This is a genomic window from Dawidia cretensis, assembly GCF_018598175.1.
Classification (GTDB): Bacteria; Bacteroidota; Bacteroidia; order Cytophagales; family Cyclobacteriaceae; genus Ohtaekwangia; species Ohtaekwangia cretensis.
Window position 1 is genome coordinate 245,504 of the sequence record NZ_JAHESE010000004.1, and the last position, 22,977, is coordinate 268,480.

A 22,977-nucleotide genomic window follows, 5' to 3' on the forward strand; every position below is an offset into this window, starting at 1 on the left:
CTTTGATCCATCAAAACAACAACTATGGACCAGAGAGTAAAAATCGAACAGGTATTTCCCGAAGCCTATAAAGGCATGATAGGCCTCGTCACCGCGTTGAGTAAAATCAACCTGACGCCGATCCAGAAAGAGCTGATCAAAATCCGCGCGTCTCAAATCAACGGCTGCAGCTACTGCCTCGACATGCACACCCGCGATGCCCTGAAATACGGAGAGACCCAACAACGTCTCTTCGTCCTCAGCGCCTGGCGCGAGACAGACCTCTTTACAGAGGAAGAGAAAGCGCTCCTGGCGCTGATCGAGGAGGTTACGCTCATTCACCAGAAAGGCGTGACGGACGAGACTTATAAAGGAGCTGAGAAGTTCTTTCGTGCAGAGACGATCGCGCAGATCATTATGGCAATTGTGCTGATCAATGCCTGGAATAGAATTGCGATTAGTACACATATGCCGATACCACGGTAGGAGTCAGCGTGAGCGTGGGTGTGAGAGCGAAGAAAGAAACAACCGACATCGGGTACAAGCAAAAAGACCTCGCGCCAGCGCGCATGTTGAGCCACCACGCTCTTTCTATCCACGATCTCACAGAAAAAGGCCATCCGGTCGCAAGACAGAATGGCCTTTTATATACTATAAGCGACTAATAAGCCCGGTCCACCGTTCCGGATCCATAGATCTTCTTGGTAGCGGTCTTTGTATTCCCTTTGTGTTTGATGCTGCCGCTGCCTTGAATGGTCGCGTCGAGGTTGCTGGCCACATTCAGTTCAGCGGTACCGCTGCCGGTAACTTTGGCCTTTGCCGTTTCCAGCGGGCAGTTAAAGCCCTTGATAGCACCCGAGCCACTGACCGTAGCATCGATCGAGGTAGCATAGCCCTTCAGTGTCAATATGCCGGAGCCGCTCACGTCGGCTTTTACCGTGTTGCCTTTGATGTCGACGTCCATGGCGCCGTTGCCATTTACGCCGAGGGTTACGTAGTCCGCGGCAATCGAGTTTTCAGAGATAATCTTGCCGCCACCGTTCACCTGCAGGTCGTTGATGCTTTTCACGCTCACGAACAGTTTCATGGTAGGGTTGAGTTTGATGTCGTCGATCTTGGCCCACAGGCTTTTGTTCGGCGACTCGGGCTTGCGCTCGATGTTGATCATGAGGATGCCGTTTTCTACTTTGATATCGCTTACCGAAAAAATCTCGGTCAGGGCTTCTACGGTAACCTCCTGCTTGTTGGTTTGCTTCAGGTAAACGGTATAGTTGGAGTTTACATAGATCCCCTTAAACTCAGGGAGTTCCAGGACCTTTTTGGTGGTTTGAGCAAACGTCACGACGGCCAGTAAAAGGGCTACGGAGAGAGCAAGTGTCTTTTTCATACAGAATTTGATCATTGAATGTTCTGGGGCTAAATAACGATCCCCCCGTTGAAATTATAAAATCATCCTGACGATTAAAAGCGTCATTGATCGCCGGATTCGCCGGCGATGGTAACAAACCAGCTACAAACCTTACCTCCCTTTGCGGAATATGGCCTTGAATATCAGGATAAAAGCAATCCCGCCGATGCACATAATAAGCAGTACTTCAGGGGTTATTTGGTCGACGGCATGCATCCGGAAAAGCGGTTTTAGAGATGATCAGTAAAGTGTAGGGCCTGGCCTTAGTCACGCAAATGTACGCGTACCACGTGCATATCCGCCGTCATAAACAGAGTTTTCTCATCGGCCGTCAGGGCGCAGTTCGATACCGGCACCGGCATTTTGATCTTGCCCAGTACCTTGCCGGCACTGTTAAAGATCCAAAGTCCGCCCGGACCGCTGGCGAAGATATTGCCTTGCTTGTCGATCTTCAGGCCGTCGGGCAGTCCCTGTTCGGACTCCGCTGCTTTCGTAGCATCATAGAAGATCCGGGCATTTACGATCGAGTCGTTGTCGGCAATGTCGAACGCGTACCAGATGGCTTTCTTCGAGTCGGAGTTGGCGACGATGAACGTCTTGCCGCCGGGCAGAAAAGCAATGCCGTTCGGGCGCGTAAGCGAGTCTACCGCGACCGTGGTCTTGCCATGCGACACGCGGTAGACGCCATTGATGGGTGTTTCTTTCGCGCTGTCCTGGTCGGACTGGGTAAGCAGACCGTAGGGCGGGTCAGTGAAGTATAGGTCACCGTTGGGGCGATACACGGCGTCATTGGGGCTGTTGAGCTTTTTGCCGCCGAGGGTGTCCGACAGGGTAACAAAGTTAGGTTGCGGGTTGCTGAGCGGTGCGGCCATCATCGCGATGCGGCGGTCGCCATGCTGGCAGAGTACCAGTTTTCCATCCAGGCTAAGCGTTAGGCCGTTGGAGCCCATCTCGCCGCCGCGGGGTGTCTCGCCGGTATAGCCGGAGGGTGTAAGGTACACTGATACACCCTTTCCTTCCGACCACTGGTGAATGGTGTTTTTGGGTACATCCGAGAAAATTAGTGTCTTGGTCTCTTCGAGCCAGAGAGGGCCTTCGCTCCACTCAAAGCCTGATGCAATCACCTCTGGCTGTGTGCCCCGTTGTATAATGGCGTCCAGGGACGGGTCGAGGCGTTCTACGGTGCCGATGGGACCGGTTTCTTTGGAAGTACAGGCTGCCAGGAGAAGAAACATAGCGGATAGGGTTACGTATTTCATACAGGCTAAGGTTAGGCATCAAACGATTGTGCTGGTAAAGTAAGCCCGATCGGGGTATCCTCCAAGGGGCCGGCAGGTTTTTTGCGCCGGGGCGTGATCTTCGGGGGTTTGTGCTTACTTTTGCCCGCTATACCAGTGGCACCGTGCGCATCAGTAAAGGGTTCATTAAGAGTTCGTTGATCTATACCGTGGCAGGCATGCTGCCCATGGCGAGCGCGGTGATCCTCATGCCGTTTTACCTCCGTTACTTGCCTGGCGAACTGTACGGTGTGGGAATGACCTGCCTGGCGTTTTCGGTATTGGTGCAGATCCTCGCGTCGTATAGCTTTGATACTTCGTTATATGTAACCTATCATGAGCTCAAGCACGACCGCGCACGCCTGGGCACCTATGTCAGCTCCGCGTTTATTTTTATGCTGCTATTAGGTGCCGTGCTGACAGTATTTTTTGCGCTCAGCGGTGAGTTCATTTTTACGTATTTCATCAAGGGGAAAGAACTTTCGTTTTATCCCTATGGTTTGATCTCCGTGGGGATCGGTGTATTTCAGGCGATCTTCAAAGTGCACAGCAACCTGCTGCAGACACGCGAGAAATCAGAGACATACCTGTGGGCCAATGTCATCAATTTTACGATTATTGCCGCAGCGTCGATTACGGGTATGGTACTTTTTCCAAATACCCTGGTCGGTCCGTTAGGTGGTCGGCTGCTGGCGGGTGGCCTGATGACCTTATGGGTGCTCTTTCGTGTATTCCGCGCGTATGGATGGCACGTCAAAAGTCCCTGGCAGCAGACGTCGGCCCGGTTTAATGCCCTGGCGTTTGTATACCAGGTCCTGCAGTGGGTAATCAATTACTTCGACCGGCTGATGATCGCCGCCTACTTTACTTTTTCGATGGTGGCGACCTATGACTTTGCCATCAAGTGCCTGGTGCCGGTGGAGCTCATGCTTAACGGATTAAACAGCACCATTGGTCCCAAGGTAGTGAAGCGTATGAACGAGCAAACGGTCAAGACCGCTACCCAGGAGATTAATCGTTATTACTATGGCCTGGTGTCGGTTGTACTGTTGGTGCTATGCTTGTCCATCGCTTTTATCCCCTCGATTTTAGCGCCGCTTGTCAAGAAAAATAGTTATGCCAGCGAGGCCCTGCCGTATATACCGTATATCGCCGTGATCTTTATTTTCCGCGCGATGCGCCTGTATTTTGTCACACCGTATACCATCTTGAAAAAGATGGGTACCCTCACGGTGATTAACGTTTTTGTCTCGGCATTGAAGATCGGCCTGATGGTCGTACTCATCTCGCGGTGGCAGCTGTACGGCATTGTGGCATCGGCGGTATTGGCCTATGCGGTCGAGCTGGTGTTGCTGTGGTATAATCTGCGGCACGACTATGAGATGCGTTTTAATGCCTTTAAATTATTTGTCGCTCCACTGCTGATGTTCGCGGTCATCGTGATCAGCGAGCCGTTGCTGGGTATCCATTATCCGCTACCGGTGCATCTGGGCTATGGCATATTGTGTACAGGGCTGTTGTACGCAGCGTACCGCAACGAAATAAAACTGATTGACCCATTTAAAATACTAAAATAACGATGGCCGGATTTGTAGGCGCCTGTAGTCGTGCATTGTCTGTCACCGAGGCTTCCGTGGCCCGCGCGGCACAAATGACTGTATACTCTCCGAAGGCTACCGAGGTTCCTGTCTTCGCCGATCGCGCGCTGATCGTGCACCGGTCGTTCTTTGGCTTTTTAGAAACCACACGAAACCATGCTCAAGCCGGTGGCCTGCACGCGTGGGTTGACGGTGAGATCTACAACCAGGCGGAGCTGGCAACCGCCCCCGGCGAAGTATTTGCCGACACGCTCTTGCGGCACTATCGCGACGGCCGTTTAGAGCAATTGCTGGCCCGCGTAGACGGTGTATACATTGCCTTGCTGTACGATACCGACCGCCGGCAACTGCACGTCCTGGTCGATCGCTATGGCCTGCGCCCGTTCTATCTGTACCACGGCCAGGGCCACCTGCTCTTTGGCGCGGAGGTAAAGTGTTTTCTCGAGCTCGAAACCTTTACACCCCGCATACGTCGCGATGTAGTCGACAGCTTTATGCACCTGGAGCATTTCCTGGGCGACACCACCTGGTTCGAAGGTGTATGGGTAGCCGCGCCGTCCACGTGGTACACCTACTCGCTGGACGACGATAGCCTGCGTCAGAAACGATACTGGACCTGGGCCGCGATGAAGCCCCGGACCCTGACACTGGATGAAGCCGCCGAAGAAATGGGCATGCTACTGGACCAGGCCAACAAGTCACGCGCGATCCACGACGGCTATACGGTAGGCGTAGCGTTGAGTGGCGGCATGGATTCCCGCGCCATTCTCGCCGCGGTGCACGAGCAAAACCCACCCACCTATACCTTTGGCATTGAAGGCAGTGCGGATGTGGCGGTAGCCAAACAGGTCGTTGCCGTGGCCGGCGTTACACACATAGCCTACGATACGCATGTCGACCACTGGCTGGAGCAGCGCTTCAGCGGCATCTGGAAGACCGACGGCATGTTTAACGTGTATCACATGCACTACTCGCACCTCATGGACAAGATCGCTGCCGTGATGGATGTGAACCTGAGTGGATTCCTGGGCGATGCCGTGATCGGTGGCACCTACCTCAGCAAAAAAGGCAAGACCTTCCTGAGTCAACGCATTAATACGGAAGTCGCCAGACATTACTATGGTCCCTACTATACCCAGTGCGACCTGAACGACTCCTTCTTCGACCTCGACAAAGTCGATCCCTACCTGTTCTACAACCGCGGCCGCCGCATGATCGGCATGGGCGCCGAGGAGGCCGCCAAGATCATACCACAGCGCGTGCCCTTTATGGACAACAAGCTGATGGAGCTGTCGTACGCCTTACCCGACGCGTACCGCGTTAACAGCGGTGTATACTATCGCGCCCTGCTGCGCAAATACCCGGCGTTCTACGAAACCATACCCAACGCCTCGTCCGGCGTGCCGCTCACGGAGCATCCCACACTGGCGTATGCGCTGCGCAAGAAATACAACAAGCTGGTATATGCCGTAAAATACAAGCTGGGTATTCCGACCTCCTACACGGATGTATACAATTGGATCAAAGTACCCGAAACAGCCGCCGCGATCCGTCAGTTACTCGATCCCAAAACGGCCTTGTATGCACAATACACGTCGGATGATTACGTGACGAAGTTTCTGGAGCCGCACGTGCAGGGCAAGCACAACTATATGAAACAGGTCATGGGGGCCGTGACCGTGGAGATCTGGCTGCAGCAGGTGTTCAACAAAAAATACCGGCGGTACGAAGCGAAGCACTAAAACAACCTCAACAAGCACGCCATGAACGGAACCATACGCGCCAACATCAAGCCCGGCAGCCACGTCAGGATCGTCCTCAAGAAAGACCAGCGCACGGGCACCCTCACCGAAGGCATCGTCAAAGACCTGCTGACATCCGCCCCCAAACACCACCGCGGCATCAAGGTACGCCTGCAAGACGGCCAGATCGGCCGCGTACAGGAAATTTTAGAATAACCCGCTTTAAAATGCCTACGCCGCCTATCCACCCCGTGCCCATTGCAGAGCCTTCGGCCGATGGCCTGGAGCAGGAAGTGCTGCGCCTGGAGGCGGAGCTGCAACAAGCGGAAGCAACGCTTAATACTTTCGAGCAAACTGTACGCGCGCAGCTGGGTGAGCAGATCCGGCAAATGCGCGCACTGACGGATCTATACAAAGCACAAAAGACGGCCAAGAAGGAAAAGCGTCGTGAGCAGAAGCGGCGAGGAAAGAACTATCAAGAGCCGCAGGGTTTGTTGAAGGCAAGGAGGGAAGAGGAGGAGCTGGCGAGCGACGACCCTGCTGAATTGAAGCGGTTATACCGCGAGGCGATTGTACAGGTACATCCGGATAAATTTCCAGCGGCAAGCGAAGCGGAGGGGAAACAGGCGGCGGCATTGACCACGCATCTGAATGCGTTGTATGAGCGTGGAGATTTAGAAGCGTTGCGTGATTTTCATGAGCACATTCTCGGAGAGCATCCCCTGCGGCATACGGCATATGTGGCGGGAAACGCCACACACAATTTCTTACTGCGCAAGAAGGAGCAGTTGGCGGCTGCGTTAGCGGAATTGCTTCAATCGCAAAGTTATCAGCTGGCGGTTACACCCGATCGTGATGAGCTTATGGATGAGCTGCGCGAGCAGTTTGAGCAGAAGATTGTGCAGCTCAAGAAACGCACGCGGCAATAGTAACAATCATAACGAGTAAGGTAAAGAGGCCACCCACCTAAGGCGGCTGGCGCAAGTTTTAGCACCGAGCGTTAGCGCAGGTGCGGAACTTGTGCCTAAAACTGAATGCAGTCTCTAGACTGTCGGGTAACCCCCGCAGGGGGGCAACCCGTTTATTGGCCCCACGTCTTTACCTTATCCCACGGCGGTTAATAAACTGCCGGCAGTTGTAGTCATCCCGACAGGGTCGGGACGCCAGCAATGCAATTGCATTGGGCTCCGCCCAACACTCAATCTAACTACGACGCCGTCATATTCTCCCGCCGCTCCTCCTGATACACCTGCGACAACCTTGTCGACACCACCGTCGTCACAACAGCCAGCGCCAGCAACACTCCCGCGCAAATAAATACATTCGTCGCCCCGGCGAAGAAATCCCCCGAAGCATAGATGGCGAGAATCTGAATCACCGAAAACGGCATCGAGCACGCCAGCACATTCATTGCAAAATCCTGATCAAACGTCTTGACCGCATTGTTCGCCTCCAGCTTACTCACGGCCGCCATATGCGCACATGGCCAGAAGCTACAGGCGCTCTGCGGAAACACCACAATCAACAGAATAGTCGGTATATCACTCACAGGAAAAAGTACGAGCAACGCCCCACTGATCAAATAGGCCACGCCCGACCGAAAGAACAGAAACGAAAAGATCGTCCGCACCTGTTCCCACGTGAGCCGCATGGACATGCCGATGAACAAAAGGACCAGCGGCGTCATCATGATACTCAGCCGGTCAACGCTCAAGCGAATAAACTCCGGAAAGGCGTTATAGCCAAGCCCCAGTCCCAACATCAACAGCGCCGTTACAATCACAATGTTCACGGGCTCGTTCACGAGGGAGAGTAGCAGGTCTTTCACTTTGCTGCGGCCGTTGGCGGTATGATGTTTATTGTTTTCGTAGTACCACTTCATGGCGATGGTATACGAGATGATGAGTACAAAGATTTTATTCCCTACGTCGGCTAAGGCAGCCATCGCCAAAGGCCCCTGCCCGCTATACTCCATGATGAACGGAAAACAGGAAAGCCCCGGCGCCAGGGAGGGTATGAGCATGATGAGTGTGCGATATTGATTCACCGGGATGTTGAACACCGGCCGCAGGGGCAGCTTGTCAATGAGCAAGTGCATGATGATGTTAAAGCCCAACGAAAGAATGGGAATGATGATCAGGTCGGATTTAAAATCGATCTGGAGCAGGGCGATAAAAATGGTGGCCGGCAGGGCCAGGCTTAGAATTAGTGTTTTGATGCCGTCGCGCTGTTCTTTGCTCCTGATCTTGTTTCGGAACAGATAGCCTATGAAAATAAGCAGCAGTAACGATATAGTCTTGGTGGTGGCAGAGCTCATGCGTAAAATCTTCTCAAACGAATGGTGATAAAAATAGTGACCCGAGCGAGCGCGTATCTGCGCTCCCTGGACGGGGCGGCGGCTATTACCGCCGCCCCTTTACAGGAGACGATCCCCTCCGGTTGGATCGTACTCTGTCCGTACAGCTTTTGTTAGCTGACGATTTCGTTTAGCGTCTTGACAAAGAGCTTGAGCTCATCCATGGTGCCAATGCTCACGCGCCCGTAGGGCTTACCATGAATGTCATAGCCACGTATACCCACACCCTTTGCCAGCATGCCGTCCATCATTTGCTTGACGGGCATCTGCAGCGGGAACAACACAAAGCTGGTATACGACGGGATGGGATTGAGCCCGGCTTTCTTCAACTCCTGGAAGACATACTCGCGGTTCTTTTTAGTGTTGGTGCGGGTGAACATTTGGAACTCGGTATCCTGCATGCTGGCCAACGCGCCTTCGAGCGATGTTACGCTAATGCCCATTTCGGTACGAACAAGATCCTGGATCATCTTCACACGCTCGGGCTTGGCGATCATGTAGCCGATGCGCAGGCCGGCCATGCCGTGGATCTTGGAGAACGTGCGGCTGATGATCACGTCATGGCCTTCTTTTACCAGGCTCACCGCCGTTTGAGATTCCGGTGCGTCGAGCAGCTCGAGGTAGGCTTCGTCGATAAAGATCGGCGCCTTCGAGGCTACCTGGCGGCAGAAGGTTTGGATCTCGGCGATCGGTGTGAGTGTACCCGTCGGGTTGTTGGGATTGCAGATATAGACCAGTTTCGTTTGTGCATCGACGGCGCCGGCCATGGACGTCAGGTCGTGTGCGTAGTCGGCCCGCAGCGGTATATTCTTCCAGGTGGCACCGATCGACGTGGCGGTGTTGACCAGCGACATGTAAGAGGGGTCTGCAGAAATGACGTTGCCGCCGTTACGACAAAGCGCAAAGGCCACTTTCTCCAATACATCGGTAGACCCCGGTGCGAGCAGAATGTTCTCTTTGGCCACGCCTTCTTTCTCTGCCAGGATCTCGATCATCTTCAGGCAGCTGCTGTATACATAGCGGTTGCCTTTGGCAGCGGCCAGGCCGATGGCGGCAACCGCTTTCTTGGAAGGGCCCCAGGGATTCTCGTTGGCCAGCAAACGGGCCTTGAGATTTTCCATGTCGGGCGGCGCGATGTGATATTGCTCCAGCAGATGATAGTTCCCTTTGAACGGCGCCATACCAAAGGCGGGCTTTGCCAGGAGCGACTCGGAGAGTGTCATACCCGTCAAGACGGCGCCGGCCGTTACCGTGCTGCGTTTCAACCATGCTCTTCTGCTAATACCGGGTGTTGTCATGTTCTGTTTTTTTAGGTGGATTTGGGATGTCATGTTCAGAGAAAATTACTCACCGACGGCGACCGGCGCTGCGTTCATGCCGACATCGCCGGTGGCGACTATGTCATCACCCAATAGCACACTCACGTGTGCATCGTAGGTGTCGAGGGAAGCAAAGAATTCTTTGTCGCTTATTATATAGAATTTCGATGTACTGAAAGATCCGGTGGCACCATCGATGTCGTACAGCGGCTCCAGCTTGGTCGCGGAGGCTTCTGCCACGGCACCGTCGAATATAGCGGAAGGGTACGACGTGCCCTCTTCCGTATTATAGAGCGAAAGCTGTACGAGTGTATTGCCGGCGTTATCCTGCCAGAAAACAACCCGGCCATTCACGTCGCTGCCGGGAGCGGCATCGATTGTATAGGCCTTATACGTAGAGATAGTACCGCCGCCGGGCGCAGTCTGCAGGTCGGGCTCGAGCTGCTCTTGCTCGCACGACGTGATCAGCGTAATAATGAGACAGAGACTGAGCAGGATCAGGATCGATTGTTTGATATGGATGGGTTTCATAGCTGGTATACACATTAAAAGTTGAACATGATACGACCATAATAATACGCCCCGCTGGATCCTTGCTGATTGTTGGAGTACAGATAGAATCCCCTGTTTTCCACACGCATAAGATCGGGATAAGTATCGAGTATATTATTACCGCCTATGGATAATTTAATGTTGGGGTTGACATCGTAGCTCACGCTGAGGTCAAATATAGTTTGCGCCGAAAACGTTTGATCCCAGTAATTTCCCGCGCCATCGTCTTCGATGGAGAGCTCGGTAACTTTTCCGAAATATGTTCCGCGAAACATGGTGGAAAGTTTGCCGACACGATAGTTGATCGATCCGATCAGCTTGGTACGGGGTGTACCGGTCTCGAACTGCCCCATCACCTGGCGGTTCAGGTATTTATTCACCAGCTCTTCGTCGGTCAGGTTGTCGACATCCAGGTCTATAATTTTGCGTTTGGTAATCTCATTCTTGCTGAAGACGGATGCCAGGCTGATAGTGATCTGCGAGGTGCCCGTCAGGCTGGTGGTATAGGCGCCCACCATTTCGAGACCTTTCGAGCGAACATTGGCACCATTGACGAAGAACTGCGCTTCGCTGCCGACACCGATCACCTCTTCATAATTGTGACCTACTTCGGTTGAATTGAAGGTATTGGTGCGGAAGATGCGGTCGCGTACATCGATTTGGTAAGCATCGATAGTAAGCTCAAGTCCCATGATCGGCTGGTAGGTAAGACCGGCGCCGTAAGAAGTCGAACGTTCCTCCGACAGCTCTTTGATACCAATGGCCCGCGCGGCGGTGCTATTAGTAGGGAAGGTGGTGTAGTCGACGGGCTGAGGAACACCGTTTGCATCGGGCAGGAAGGCTGTCGCCGTATGGGTATAATTAAGTTCTTGCAGGGAAGGTGCGCGGAAGCCGGAAGATGCCGAAGCACGTATGGCAAGGTTCTTCATGACCGTATACCGTGCGGCAATCTTACCCGTCACGACACTGCCAAAGTCGGAGTAATTTTCAATGCGGGTAGCACCGGCTATCAGCAGGTCTTCCGTCAGGTCTAATTCTGCGTCAATGTAGCCGGCCAGCATGGTGCGATATTCATCGCGCTCGTTCTTGGGACCGAAGCCTGCAAAGCACTGGCAGTTGGCGGCAAAATTCTTCACCACGACTTCATCGCCGCGTTGCACCCACACCGGGTCGCCGTTGGCATCGACGATCGGCTCGCCTTTTTCATTTTCCAGCGGTTTGCCGTCGGCACCAACGAGGTACCCGTCTTCCGTGACTTTCAATACACCGGCATCGCCGAATGTATAGCTTTCTTCCTGACCATGTAGGATTTTATAATTCTCTACGCGCATCTCTGCTCCAAAGGCTATATTAAGACCGTTAGCAACTTCTTTGAAGTTATGCGAGAAGTCGAGGTTGGTAGAGTTCTGTGTAAACTGGTGTGTGCCCAGGTTCATTTCCACCGGCGAGTTCGAGCCGATCGAGGCGTTGAACGTATTCACCATGCCTATGCGCATCTTGTTGCGGCCAAAGGTGTTGCTGAAATCCATGTTGAAAAGTCCGGCTTTACTGCGAATGCCGACGGTGTTGGAGAAGTCGCTGGTGTTCGAGGTCATCTGCGGACGGAAACCGTTCGGATAGAGCAAATAATTAAAACGATCCGTCTGCTCCGGCCGGCGGAAGTAGCAGGAGTATCCCTCCAGGAATTTATAGGACAGGCCGCCAAACGTATAGAAGGTTGTGTTGGGGCCCATTTCATATTCCGAGTTATAAAATAAGCTGCCCAGTGTAATGGCGGGCATGCCGGCATAGACAGCATAATCTTCCGGCGACAATCCACGGGCATTCATCAACCCCTCCTGTGTCTGGAGCGAGGCCGCCAGTGACTCATTGCCCGAAACCTGGGCAGCAATAAGCTCGGGATTGGTAATGATGGGATTGCCGGTTTTATCCGTGCGCGTATTGTTCAGGTAGGAAGGATCGTATACCCCCCAGTCGTTTACAAACGGCCGTAGCGTGGCGCGGCGTTGGGTGATCTCGCCCGACAGGTTGATGAACCCTTTCGAGCCGAGCGAAAAACCGTAATTGGCCGTGAGCTGATAATTATAGCCATCCGGGTCGCCTTTATCGGTCAGTGGGCCGGCATCGCCCCCCGAGTTCAGGTAGCCACCACCGGTAAAGCTGCCGGTAAGTTTATCGGTGCCCTTCTTTAGCACGATATTTATAACACCCGCCACTGCGTCAGAACCATATTGGGCGGCCGCGCCATCGCGCAAGATCTCGACCTTCTCAATAGCCGAGGCAGGGATCGTCATTAAATCAACCGAGGTAGAAGGGCTGCCGACGGCGGTCGATGTAATCAGCAGGGCCGACGTATGACGACGCTTGCCGTTGACGAGCACCAGCGTTTGGTTGGGCGCGAGGTTGCGCAGCTGCGCGGGGTCGACGTGTGAGTCGAGGTCACCCCCCTGTGAACGGACGGCGTTAAAGCTCGGGGCCAGGATCGCCAGCATCTGGCCCAGGTCGATCTGGGGGAGCTCACCCATGATATCCTGGATCGGAATCACATCGACCGGTACCGGCGTTTCCAGCACGGTACGCCCCACGCTACGGGTACCCGTTACCACGATCTCGGTAAGCTCATTCAGCGATTCTTCCATGGGGGCATCCAGGGTAGAACCTGTTCCTACCGGCAGCTCTTTTGACTTCAGGCCGATAAAGGAAAAGACCAGTACGTCTTCCGGCGTAACCTCCAGTGTATAGCCCCCCTGCGCATCGGTCAGCGTGCCTTTGCCGGCGCTTCCCTTGATGATGACACTCACGCCGGGCAAGGGTGTACCGTCGGTGGAATATACTTTGCCGGTAATAGTCTTCGTCTGCGCAAGGCCTGGAAGGGCCGCGACCGACAAAAGGAGTGTGCATAAAAGGGGTATAAATAATTTCATCTTCATGTTGGGATTGGTATACTTTTAAAACAATAGGGTCTCGCTTCGCCACACGCGGGCGAATGCTCCGTACAAAAAAGAAAATAGATGGCATCAGGGTGCCGTGCAGGCAACCGATACACCGGACAAACAATGAGGATCAGTTAGATTTTGAACTGCAATTGCCTGCTCAGAGGCGAAGAGGATGAAAAGTAGGTTTCATATGTAGCATAGATTTAGGTTTCAGGATAGTTTTTTTGCTATAGTAAGGTAATACTGACACCATGAATGAATCAATCCGCATTTTTACCTAGGCGGCGCCGGAAAAAATACGGAGGCCTGTATCGGTACTGCGAAGCGAAACGGCGATTCACTTTTTTTCGATCGTTAGCAGTAAAAATGGCGTGATAAAAGACTGTTGCGACGAATACCGAGGCGGGTTGATGAAATGTTGAAGGAATAAGGAGTGTAGAAGGACTAACGAGGGGGGCTGGTTGCCGGTTATGGCAGACGGCAGCGGGCTCACAGCGTGAGATGACAGTGCCATGTCTCCGTCCTTTAGCACGGGCTTATATCGGACTATACTCGGGCTATACACGGACTCAACACGGAGACATCCTCGCTTTTGATGGGCATATTGAAGATAGTGGCTGGTCGCGGGAGATGTTCGCGCGGCTTTAGCGTGGGTTGACCGGGTGATGTCCTGGTCCTTTAGCACTAGCTTATCTCTAGCATAAGTCTAGCTTAACACTAGCTCAAGACTAGCTTATCTGGCCTTTTGGCAGGCGTCGTGCAGCTATTTTGCTGACTGATTCCTATTACCGGAATGTACAAAATGATGTTGGGAATGTAACTACAGCCTGATCTTCTGCTCAGCAATGCGCGTGATCAGCTCCGTTGTGTTCTTGAGATTGAATTTGCCCAGGATGTTGGCGCGGTGAGTATCGATGGTACGCGGACTGACCTCCAACAAAGCAGCGATCTCTTTGCTCGAGTAACCTTCCATGATATAGCGTATAATCTCCTTCTCTTTGCTGGTCAGGAACGGATGCCCGCGATAGTTTTTCTTGGCCAGGTTGCCGATCAGGAGGTTGGAGACTTCGCGTGAAAAGAACTTCTCGCCCTCCAATACCCGGTTTATTCCGAGCAGCAATTCCTCCGCCTCGGAGTCTTTATGGATGTATCCATCGATACCGGTCTCCACGGCATTCAGGATATGAAACTCTTCCTTGTGGAAAGTCAGGATAATGACCTTAATGTCCTGGCGCAGGTGTTTGATGTGGGTGGCGACGTCTTCCCCCTCACCTTCGCGGTTCAGGGAGATATCGATGATGACCAGGTCGGCGTCCAGGGTGGGAATGAGCGGTCGCACGGTATGAAAACTTTTGAAATCACCCACAAGCTCAAACCGCGCATCCTGCTTCAAGAGCGCCACCAGACCGATTCTGGAAAGGGCATTCTGATCGACAACGACTATCTTCACCATGTTATGTTAAATATACTTTATTAACACAAGGAAGAAAAGATGTCATTGGTGCCGATAAGTTTACCGGCATGACCACAATCGTTTGAATGATTTAACGAAGAGCGTAGATGCGTTAAAAAATCTTTAAAAGTTTTATCATATCGTTAAACGGTGCCGCTATACTTTGTGGATATACCTGAATTATGGGGTATATAGCTGCACCTACCGTATTTGTTTCGATTCTTCCTCAAATAGTCCAATCGTCCGTTCCCAACCCTCGGGCTTTGTCTCTCGCACAAACGCGATGGCCTCCTTCGCGATCTTCTGCGCATCCGCCGGTTTTCCTTGCCGAATATAAATATCCATCTTCAGCCGATACAACCATGCGCTTTTCTTAATTGCCAATGCCCGGTCCAGCACTTGCAACTGCCGCGGCATGTCTTTATTATAATGCAGCGCCCAATATTCCGCCGCCTGCCCCAGCAAATCGGGATTGTCGGGAGTTTGTTTCAATGCTGTCTCTAACCGGGCTGTTGCCACACTATCACTGTGCGTCAACAGGCTGAAACGGATCTGTGTATTTTCCCAGGCCACTATAAGCTCGGCGTCGTACCGCGCTCCGTCCAGCGTCAAGCTCAGCGACTCGTAATAGCGTGCGGTCTTCTCGGGCTTGACCTCAAAGCGATGGACTTCTGTTGTTGTACGATAGTCGGCTGGTCGCCCGTAGACCTTGGTTGTATCGGCGTTAAGGATGACAGTCCAGTGATTGGTATTGGGGATTGTCAATAGCGCATACGCCCCCGGCGGCATATCCCGTCCACCGATTGTTACCGGTGCATCGAATTGCACGATGGTACACCGGCCGGCGCCGGTACGCCATACCTTGCCGTAGGGAACGAGGCCGCCGAAGATCATGCGGCCTCGGGCGGCAGGGCGGCCATAGCGCAGGTTCATGCGTGTGTAGCCTACGTGTTGTGAGTATGATGCTTCGGGGCTGGGATCGGGGAGTTCTACCTGGGCGGAGGCGATATGACATAGTATAATCAGGCAGACGGTATAGAATGATTTCATGGTCGTTAGTTTATGTGGGCTAAGATCGTTTGGTTCTTGCAACGATGTCGTTAATGAGATGTTAACGGTGTTTCGGATTTCTGAAGAATGGCGCCATGACACAGTGTGAGTGTGAGCGTGAGCGCGAAGAAAAACGGTGTGCCCGTGTTCGCTCTCACGCTCACACTGTTTTTTGTCGCCCTGCCTTCGGTCGGAAGACTTGACCAGAGATGTGGGACAAACAAAAAGCCCCTGCCAGAAAAACCGGCAGGGGCTTTTCATCGCCGTTAGGCGATGTATAGTGTAGTCGTTAATTTACTTTGATCAGCTCGACTTCGAATACAAGCGTAGCAAACGGAGGGATTTGTCCGCCGGCGCCGCGCTCGCCGTAGGCCAGGTCGGAGGGGATATATAGTTCCCATTTGTCACCTTCGTGCATCAGTTGCAGGGCTTCGGTCCAGCCGCCGATCACGTCGCTTACACCAAAGGAGGCGGGCTCGCCGCGCTCGACGGAGCTATCGAATACAGTGCCGTCCAGCAGCTTGCCGGTGTAGTGTACCGTGACGTTGGAGGTGGCGACGGGGGCTTTGCCTTTGCCGGCTGTTATGACTTTGTATTGCAGGCCGCTGGCGGTTGTTACCACGCCGGGCTTGGTTTTGTTGCCTTCGAGAAAGGATTGGCCTTCGGCCTTCAGGACGGCCGTTTTCCGTTCCATGGCAGCTTGCATGTATTCTTGTACGATCGTCAATGCTTCCTGTTTCTCGATCTTCAGCGCTTTGCCTTGAAATACATCGCGGAAGGCAATGTTGATCGCTTCGACGTCGAGGGAGTCTGCACCCTGTGTCTTGATGTTGGTGGCCATGAGCACGCCCAGGCCGTAGCTGGCTTTCTTGTGCTTGTCGGTCAGTTCAACATCTTTGGGCTTCTTCAGCTCGGTAATTTCAGCTTTCAGCTTGGTCACTTCGGCCTGAAGCTCTTTCTTGGATTGGGCATGCACGACAGTTCCGGTCAAGACAGCGGCACAGAAAACGAGTACTTTCATAGATACTTTTTTATTAAACCGCAAAGAAAGGCAAATATTGTCAAATGTGCAGCCGAAAGCGGCAAGATGTAGCCTGAGAACTACTGCTGCTGTTTTTGCTGGCCCAGGTACAAGGCCAGCAGCACCAGCACGGTGCCCACAAGTGTAAAGATTGTCAGGGGCTCATGCAATAAAACGGCGGCATATAGAAAGCCAAAGACCGGGCAGAGGTACAGCCAAAGCGAGGCCCGCACGGCGTCGGTTTTAAGCAGCCGCAGCCAGAGCTGCACGGCCCCGATCGAGACCGGCACAATGAGCCAGGCAAGCGAAAGCCAGAAGGTGAGGTCAAACTGGCTCGGTGCCTTGTGCAGCAGCCAGGCAAAGGGGGCGATCAAAATACCACCCAGGAACACTTGCCAGGCATTGATCGTCGTGCGGGAAAGCTGCCAGCCCACCCCGGCATAATAGACCGAACCGTATGAGTAGGCCACCATGCTGGCCGCCAGCAATAGCATGCCTGTAGTCGTGGCCTGGCTGTCGCGCAGGAGGGGATAGGCGGCGACAATGACCCCTGCCACGCCCAACGCGATGCTCAGCCACTCGACACCCTTCACGCGGCGTTTCATGAGCAGTGCCGACATGATGCTGATGAACAAAGGATTGAGCGCAATGGCCAGCGTGGTAATGCCCGGCGTGACGTGCTGCAGCGCCACGACAAAAAGGCCCAGGTACAGCGTTGTATTTAAGGCACCGAAAATGGTCAGCTGTTTCCACTCCTTGCCTATGGGTAGACGGCTTTTCCCGACCAGGTAAACATACCCCAGCAGAATAACTCCCGCCAATAGAAAGCGTAGGGTGAAGAACACGAGCGGCTCCGCGCCCCTCAGGCCAAACTTGCCGGCCACGGAGGCCGACGCCCATAACATCGAAAATAGTAATCCGGTGAGAATATAACGACGATCTGATGTATCCATGCTGCAAAAGCCCCGCGGCGCCGAACCGATAATGCGCGCGCAAGGTAAAACAAAAAGTCCCGCCGGAAACCCTTCCGGCGGGCCGCTCCGATAGATTAGTCGCCTGGGGGCAGCGCTTTTACGCGCCCAGTTTCCAGCCCTGGCGGTATTCGCGTTTCACAAACTGGTTGGCCGCGTCGAAGTTGGTGATCTTCATGTTGGCGCCATCCCAGAGCAATTTGATGTTACGGCCCGGGAAGTCGAACTGATCGGGTTTATCGGCCTTCGGCACGCGCACGTCAAAGCTGCGGATGGCGAGGTTGCCCATGAGCACGGTCTCGGTCAGCGGACCGGCGATCTCAAATGGCGAGCTCACTTCCATCTTGCCATAGCCGGCCAGACAGGCCTCCACCCACTGCGCGTAGTGTCCTTCGGCACCGCCGGGCACACGTTTGATGGTCACCGGTGTTTTGTCATCTTTATTCTTCGCGGTAGGTAGCAGCTTCGGGTCTGCACCGTACGTGCCGCACATCATCTTGCCTTTGCTGCCGATGAAGATTACGCCGTTGCCGCCGTCGCCCATGACTTCGTTCGGGCCCAGTTCCTCGGGGCGTTCGGGTTGAATGCCACCGTCCATCCAGTGCATCTTCACGGGCGGCTTGCCGTTCCTGCCGGGGAAGGTCAGTACGGTGTAGGATGATGGCGGGCAGCTGTCGGGGAAATAGCCGCGTTTAAATTCATCGACGTAGACGCTGCCTACGCTGGCCGTTACGTCGGTGGGGTATTGCAGGCCGAGTACACGGAAGGGAGGTTCTACAATGTGGCAACCCATGTCGCCGAGGGCGCCTGTGCCGTAATCCCACCAACCGCGCCAGTTGAAGGGCACGAGCTTTTCAACGTACTCCTTATGCGGCGCTGTGCCGAGCCACAGATCCCAGTCGAGGTCTGCGGGCACGGCGGTTTTTTTATCCGACCACGCAATGCCTTGTGGCCACACGGGGCGGTTGGTCCAGCAGTATACTTCGTTGACTTCACCGATCAGACCGGCCTGGTACCATTCCATCAGCTTGCGCACGCCGTCGCCGGAAGAGCCCTGGTTGCCCATCTGGGTAACCACTTTATACTTCTTCGCGGCTTCGGTCAACATGCGGGCTTCGTAGATGTCGTGCGTGAGCGGCTTCTGTACATATACGTGTTTGCCCAGCTGCATGGCAGCCATGGCTTGCACCGCGTGGTTGTGGTCGGGTGTAGACACTGACACGGCGTCGATATGCTTGTGCTCTTTGTCGAGCATCTTGCGGAAGTCTTTATAGTATACGGCCTTCGGGAAAGCCTTCACCGAGTTGGCGGCACGGCTGTCGTGCACGTCGCACAGAAAGGAGATCTCGGCCTTGCCGCTCTTGGCGAAGCTGGAAATATCGCTCTGGCCTTTGCCGCCCACACCGATACCGGCAATGTAGAGCTTGTCGCTGGGCGCGCGATAGCCTTGTCCACCCAACACAAAACGGGGAACAATGGTAAAGGCGGCGGCCGTTATACCGGCTGTCTTGATAAAGCTTCTCCGCGATATAGCGGACGGGGGCGTTGACTTTTTCAGGGGCATGGTAATATCGTGATGGTTGTTTACAAAAAAGAATTAACAGAACGATGATACGCCAAAAAGAGGAGGGAGGCAAATCGAATTTGACCAACGGTACCCGCGACGGCTGTAATGCCGGCGACGCCTTACTGTGCTTTGTGGTTTTTCCGGGGCACCGGATCATACCCGCTTGTGCCCCACGGATGGCACCGCACAATACGGCGCAACCCCAGCCACATGCCTTTGAGCACGCCCCACTCGCGAATAGCCTCGATGGCATATTGCGAGCATGTCGGCGTATGCCGGCAGTTCGATCCCAGCAAGGGGGAAATAAAGAGCTGATAGAACCGTATGGGCAATATAAAAAGCTTGCGCAGCATAACCTTGAAAAAAGGAGAAGCACAGCGGTAGCGCCAGGCGCCGCCGCGGTGCGGTAATATTATTCCAGTGTGTAGCCCATCTCGCCATCCTTGCCGTCCATCAGCTGAACGCCCAGCTTTTTGAGGTCGTCGCGGATGCGGTCCGACAGGGCATAGTTACGATCTTCACGCGCCTTCTTGCGCAGGTCGATTAGTACGTGGATGACGCCTTTCAGCAGTTCGTGATCGTGCTCCTGCTCTTCACGCAGGCCGAGCACATCTTCCATCACGCCGGTATAGGTCTTCTTAAAGTCCTGAAAGCTTTCTTCGGACAGACTCTTCAGTGACAGGTTGCCCGACTTCATGTCGTTGATGCGCGAGGCCATTTCAAACAGCACCGCCAGTGCCTTGGCCGTGTTGAAGTCGTCGCTCATGTTGGCATAGCAGTCTGCTATCAGCTTGTCCAGCTCGCTGTTGCTTGTCGCGGCGCCGCCGCCCGGGTGGTTCATCTTTTTGATGATGCCCAGGGCGTTGGATAATTTCTTAAAGCCTTTCTCGGCGGCGTTCAAGGCTTCGTTCGAGAAGTCCAGGGTGCTGGAGTAATGCGACTGCAGCATAAAGAACCGCACCGTCATCGGGCCGTAGCCACGCTCCAGCATCGGGTGGTCGCCCGTAAACAGCTGACGCGGAAGGAACGAGTTGCCGAGCGACTTGCTCATCTTCTGTCCGTTTACTGTCAGCATGTTGGAGTGCAACCAGTAATTGGCCGGGGCTTTGCCGTGGGCGCCTACCGCCTGCGCGATCTCGCACTCGTGGTGGGGGAACTTGAGGTCCATGCCACCACCGTGGATATCGAACGTCTCGCCCAGGTACTTCGTGCTCATGACGGTACATTCGATGTGCCAGCCGGGAAACCCTTCGCCCCACGGCGAGGGCCAGCGCATGATGTGATACGGCGATGCTCTCTTCCACAGGGCAAAGTCGATCTTGTTTCGCTTCTCGTCCTGGCTGTCGAGCTTGCGACCGCTCTCCATGAGATCTTCAATGACACGGCCCGACAAGATGCCGTAGTGATTGTTTTTGTCGTAGGCCAATACATCAAAGTATACCGAGCCGTTTACCTCATAGGCAAGGCCAAGGTCGATCAGCTTTTGGGTGATCTGGATCTGTTCAACAATGTGGCCGGTAGCAGAAGGCTCGATGCTGGGCGGCAGGATATTAAACTGGCGCGACACTTCGTGAAAACCTTCGGTATAGTGTTTCACCACTTCCATCGGCTCTAATTGTTCCAGGCGGGCTTTCTTGGAGATTTTGTCCTCGCCTTCGTCGGCGTCGTTTTCCAGGTGGCCCACGTCGGTGATGTTGCGTACATAACGCACTTTATAGCCGAGGTGGCGGAAATAGCGGGATACTATATCAAAGGTCAGGAAGGTGCGTACATTGCCCAGGTGCACGTCGTTGTAAACAGTAGGACCACAGACATACATGCCGACGTGGCCGGGGTTGACGGGGGTGAAAAGTTCTTTTTTACCTCCCAGGGAATTCGATAGGTGGACGGGGTATTTATCGTAAAGCTCCATAACTAAAATCGGCCGAAAATACTTATTTAATGTGTAGGCGCCCAATCTGGACATTTGCGGACAGTTATCGTTTACGTTTGCGGTATTATTTTGTTGGGAAGCCATTTCTACAACGCCAACCCATACCGCTATTTGGGGCTATCCGTGTGTTTAGCCATCAAACACAAAGAATGTTCGGACATGTTCGCGCGCACACCTGCTATGTTGTCGGCAACGTGCGTTTCAGCAATTCACACGACACGCAGAACAAACGTGTTAACATGCGTTTTTCTTAATAGCAGACTTTATCCCGATTTGGTTCTCTGGGCCCACAGAAAACGCTTGCACAACAATCTTCACAAACGGATTCGTAATCGTTTGTGGCAACGTTTGTTAAAGTATTTTTACGGCTTTTTAATTACATGAGTGGCGGAATATTTACATTCGGGTTAGTATTATTTCCAAACAAAATTCTGAAAGGAGTTTTGAAACGAAATTTTCAACCTAAATCAATTAACCCAAACGTAAACCTTATGATGAAAAGATTTACCCCTTTTCTGTTTGCCTGTGCCGTGGCGCTGCTGCTGATCAGGTGCGACGACGACGAGGCATCTTCTCCTCCGAAGTCCTCCTTCACGGTGGACAAAACCTCCGGTCTGGCTAATGATACCGAGTTCACATTCGTGGTGGAACAGGTAAGTGCAGGCGACATTTCGCTATTACCGTACGGCACCGAACGCCCCAATTTGGGGGGTATCCGGATCACCAATTTTAAGGACGGGAAAGCCACCGTAACCTTTAAGTACGAAGAAGTCGGAACGTTCGAGGCTGTCGTGGTGACCAACAATCACACCGCCGACGGGGAAAGTGTCAAGTCGACGTTTTCGGATCCAAAAACGGTGACAATCACCAGCGACCGCAAAGAAATCTCTGACTTCACCTTTGAGAAGAGCACCAGCACGGTGATCGATCAGGACGCCCGCACCATTACAATCGTTGTGCCGTACGGCACAGATGTAACGGCGCTGAAAGCAAAGTTTGCGGTAAGCGCCTTTACGACAGTGACCGTGGGCAGCACCGCGCAAACCAGCGACGGTACGACAAACAACTTTACGAACCCGGTTGTCTATACTGTCAAATCGAACGATGGCACTTCGGTGAATTATACCGTTACGGTAAACGTCACGCCGGTTGAACAGACCTTTGAGCTGAAGGGCGCTACCGGCAAAGTGCTGGCCGGTGATCTCAAAGACAAAGTGTTTACCGGTGCGGTGGACAATGACAATCACACGATCGTACTTTATGGCCCTGCCGGGACGCCCGCCACGGCTTTCGACGAGATTTCCCTGAACTATGAGATGGCCGGCAAATTCGCCTACCTCAAGTTCGATAACAAGAAGCTCAAGCAGGACACGGAGTTCGATCTGAATCCCGCTGCGGCTACAGTGGAAGCCTATTCGCAAGATTCACTGGGCGCTGGCGGTACACAGGACTATATGGTATATGGCACTGATGCACCGAAATTAAACTTCTCATTCCCCAGCCTCGTGCCCTCTGTCGAAGGTACGGTGGATGGATTTACCACTACGCTGAAGGTGCTGAAGATCGCCGGAACGGAGTTTTCTACAGACGCGTGGATCGAAGAGCTGCCTGCGGGAGTTACTGCTTCGGTGGAAGACCTCGAATACCAGGACGTTAACGGCAGCTGGGTACCCTTCTCGCCGGGTGACGAAGTAGACTATACCAAGAACGTAAACTTCAGGCTGCCCGTAATGGATAGCCGCCTGGACGGCGGTGTAACGTACTGGGCTATGTACAAAGTCAGTGTTCTTTACCTCCAATAACCCAAACCTGAGC

Annotated in this window: 19 protein-coding genes; 6 read left to right on the forward strand and 13 right to left on the reverse strand. The window is 53.5% G+C overall.

Features of this window, described 5'->3' with window-relative positions:
• Positions 1-24: 24 nt before the first annotated feature.
• Positions 25-465 carry a carboxymuconolactone decarboxylase family protein gene (locus KK062_RS07305; RefSeq protein WP_254083610.1) on the forward strand — a complete coding sequence of 147 codons (441 nt, stop codon included), beginning with the start codon at positions 25-27 and terminating at the stop codon, positions 463-465.
• Positions 466-640: 175 nt separating this feature from the next.
• Here the strand turns inward: KK062_RS07305 and KK062_RS07310 are convergent, their stop codons facing one another.
• Together KK062_RS07310 and KK062_RS07315 are read right to left on the reverse strand one after the other, a co-directional pair.
• Entirely contained in the window at positions 641-1,366 is a 726-nt protein-coding gene (locus KK062_RS07310; protein ID WP_254083611.1) for a head GIN domain-containing protein, read from the reverse strand.
• 284 nt (positions 1,367-1,650) lie between these two features.
• Positions 1,651-2,646, reverse strand: a complete 996-nt coding sequence (locus KK062_RS07315; protein WP_254083612.1) for an SMP-30/gluconolactonase/LRE family protein — start codon at positions 2,644-2,646, stop codon at positions 1,651-1,653.
• A 143-nt stretch (positions 2,647-2,789) separates the two neighbouring features.
• On the opposite strand from KK062_RS07315, the gene KK062_RS07320 reads away from it, so the two are divergent.
• From KK062_RS07320 to KK062_RS07335, 4 genes are read left to right on the forward strand one after another with little or no spacing between them, the layout of a single operon-like run.
• Positions 2,790-4,241 carry a lipopolysaccharide biosynthesis protein gene (locus KK062_RS07320; protein ID WP_254083613.1) on the forward strand — a complete coding sequence of 484 codons (1,452 nt, stop codon included), beginning with the start codon at positions 2,790-2,792 and terminating at the stop codon, positions 4,239-4,241.
• A 2-nt stretch (positions 4,242-4,243) separates the two neighbouring features.
• Positions 4,244-6,004, forward strand: coding sequence for an asparagine synthase-related protein (locus KK062_RS07325; RefSeq protein ID WP_254083614.1), 1,761 nt, complete (start codon positions 4,244-4,246; stop codon positions 6,002-6,004).
• A 21-nt stretch (positions 6,005-6,025) separates the two neighbouring features.
• Positions 6,026-6,220 carry a YwbE family protein gene (locus KK062_RS07330; RefSeq protein WP_254083615.1) on the forward strand — a complete coding sequence of 65 codons (195 nt, stop codon included), beginning with the start codon at positions 6,026-6,028 and terminating at the stop codon, positions 6,218-6,220.
• Positions 6,221-6,231: 11 nt separating this feature from the next.
• Positions 6,232-6,933, forward strand: coding sequence for a J domain-containing protein (locus KK062_RS07335; RefSeq protein ID WP_254083616.1), 702 nt, complete (start codon positions 6,232-6,234; stop codon positions 6,931-6,933).
• Positions 6,934-7,211: 278 nt separating this feature from the next.
• Here the strand turns inward: KK062_RS07335 and KK062_RS07340 are convergent, their stop codons facing one another.
• The 11 genes from KK062_RS07340 to cysS form a co-directional block, all read right to left on the reverse strand.
• Positions 7,212-8,321: an AEC family transporter gene (locus tag KK062_RS07340; protein ID WP_254083617.1), complete on the reverse strand. Its 1,110-nt coding sequence runs from the start codon at positions 8,319-8,321 to the stop codon at positions 7,212-7,214.
• Between the two features lie 152 nt (positions 8,322-8,473).
• Positions 8,474-9,658, reverse strand: a complete 1,185-nt coding sequence (locus tag KK062_RS07345) for a pyridoxal phosphate-dependent aminotransferase (RefSeq protein WP_254083618.1) — start codon at positions 9,656-9,658, stop codon at positions 8,474-8,476.
• A gap of 45 nt (positions 9,659-9,703) precedes the next feature.
• On the reverse strand, positions 9,704-10,210 hold the full coding sequence (locus tag KK062_RS07350; RefSeq protein WP_254083619.1) for a hypothetical protein: 507 nt from the start codon (positions 10,208-10,210) through the stop codon (positions 9,704-9,706).
• A gap of 14 nt (positions 10,211-10,224) precedes the next feature.
• On the reverse strand, positions 10,225-13,161 hold the full coding sequence (locus KK062_RS07355; protein WP_254083620.1) for a TonB-dependent receptor: 2,937 nt from the start codon (positions 13,159-13,161) through the stop codon (positions 10,225-10,227).
• An 826-nt stretch (positions 13,162-13,987) separates the two neighbouring features.
• Positions 13,988-14,620, reverse strand: coding sequence for a LuxR C-terminal-related transcriptional regulator (locus KK062_RS07360; protein ID WP_254083621.1), 633 nt, complete (start codon positions 14,618-14,620; stop codon positions 13,988-13,990).
• A gap of 201 nt (positions 14,621-14,821) precedes the next feature.
• Positions 14,822-15,670, reverse strand: coding sequence for a DUF2911 domain-containing protein (locus tag KK062_RS07365; protein ID WP_254083622.1), 849 nt, complete (start codon positions 15,668-15,670; stop codon positions 14,822-14,824).
• A 289-nt stretch (positions 15,671-15,959) separates the two neighbouring features.
• Positions 15,960-16,691 carry a BamJ family beta-barrel-assembly machinery protein gene (bamJ, locus tag KK062_RS07370; protein ID WP_262899169.1) on the reverse strand — a complete coding sequence of 244 codons (732 nt, stop codon included), beginning with the start codon at positions 16,689-16,691 and terminating at the stop codon, positions 15,960-15,962.
• Between the two features lie 80 nt (positions 16,692-16,771).
• On the reverse strand, positions 16,772-17,644 hold the full coding sequence (locus tag KK062_RS07375) for a DMT family transporter (RefSeq protein ID WP_254083623.1): 873 nt from the start codon (positions 17,642-17,644) through the stop codon (positions 16,772-16,774).
• Positions 17,645-17,762: 118 nt separating this feature from the next.
• Positions 17,763-19,226 (reverse strand): Gfo/Idh/MocA family protein, encoded by a 1,464-nt coding sequence (locus KK062_RS07380; protein WP_254083624.1) that lies wholly within the window; start codon positions 19,224-19,226, stop codon positions 17,763-17,765.
• Between the two features lie 122 nt (positions 19,227-19,348).
• Positions 19,349-19,582, reverse strand: coding sequence for a membrane protein insertion efficiency factor YidD (gene yidD / locus KK062_RS07385; protein ID WP_254083625.1), 234 nt, complete (start codon positions 19,580-19,582; stop codon positions 19,349-19,351).
• Between the two features lie 59 nt (positions 19,583-19,641).
• Positions 19,642-21,141, reverse strand: coding sequence for a cysteine--tRNA ligase (cysS, locus tag KK062_RS07390; RefSeq protein WP_254083626.1), 1,500 nt, complete (start codon positions 21,139-21,141; stop codon positions 19,642-19,644).
• 512 nt (positions 21,142-21,653) lie between these two features.
• On the opposite strand from cysS, the gene KK062_RS07395 reads away from it, so the two are divergent.
• Positions 21,654-22,964, forward strand: a complete 1,311-nt coding sequence (locus tag KK062_RS07395) for an SGBP N-terminal domain-containing protein (protein ID WP_254083627.1) — start codon at positions 21,654-21,656, stop codon at positions 22,962-22,964.
• Positions 22,965-22,977: the final 13 nt, after the last annotated feature.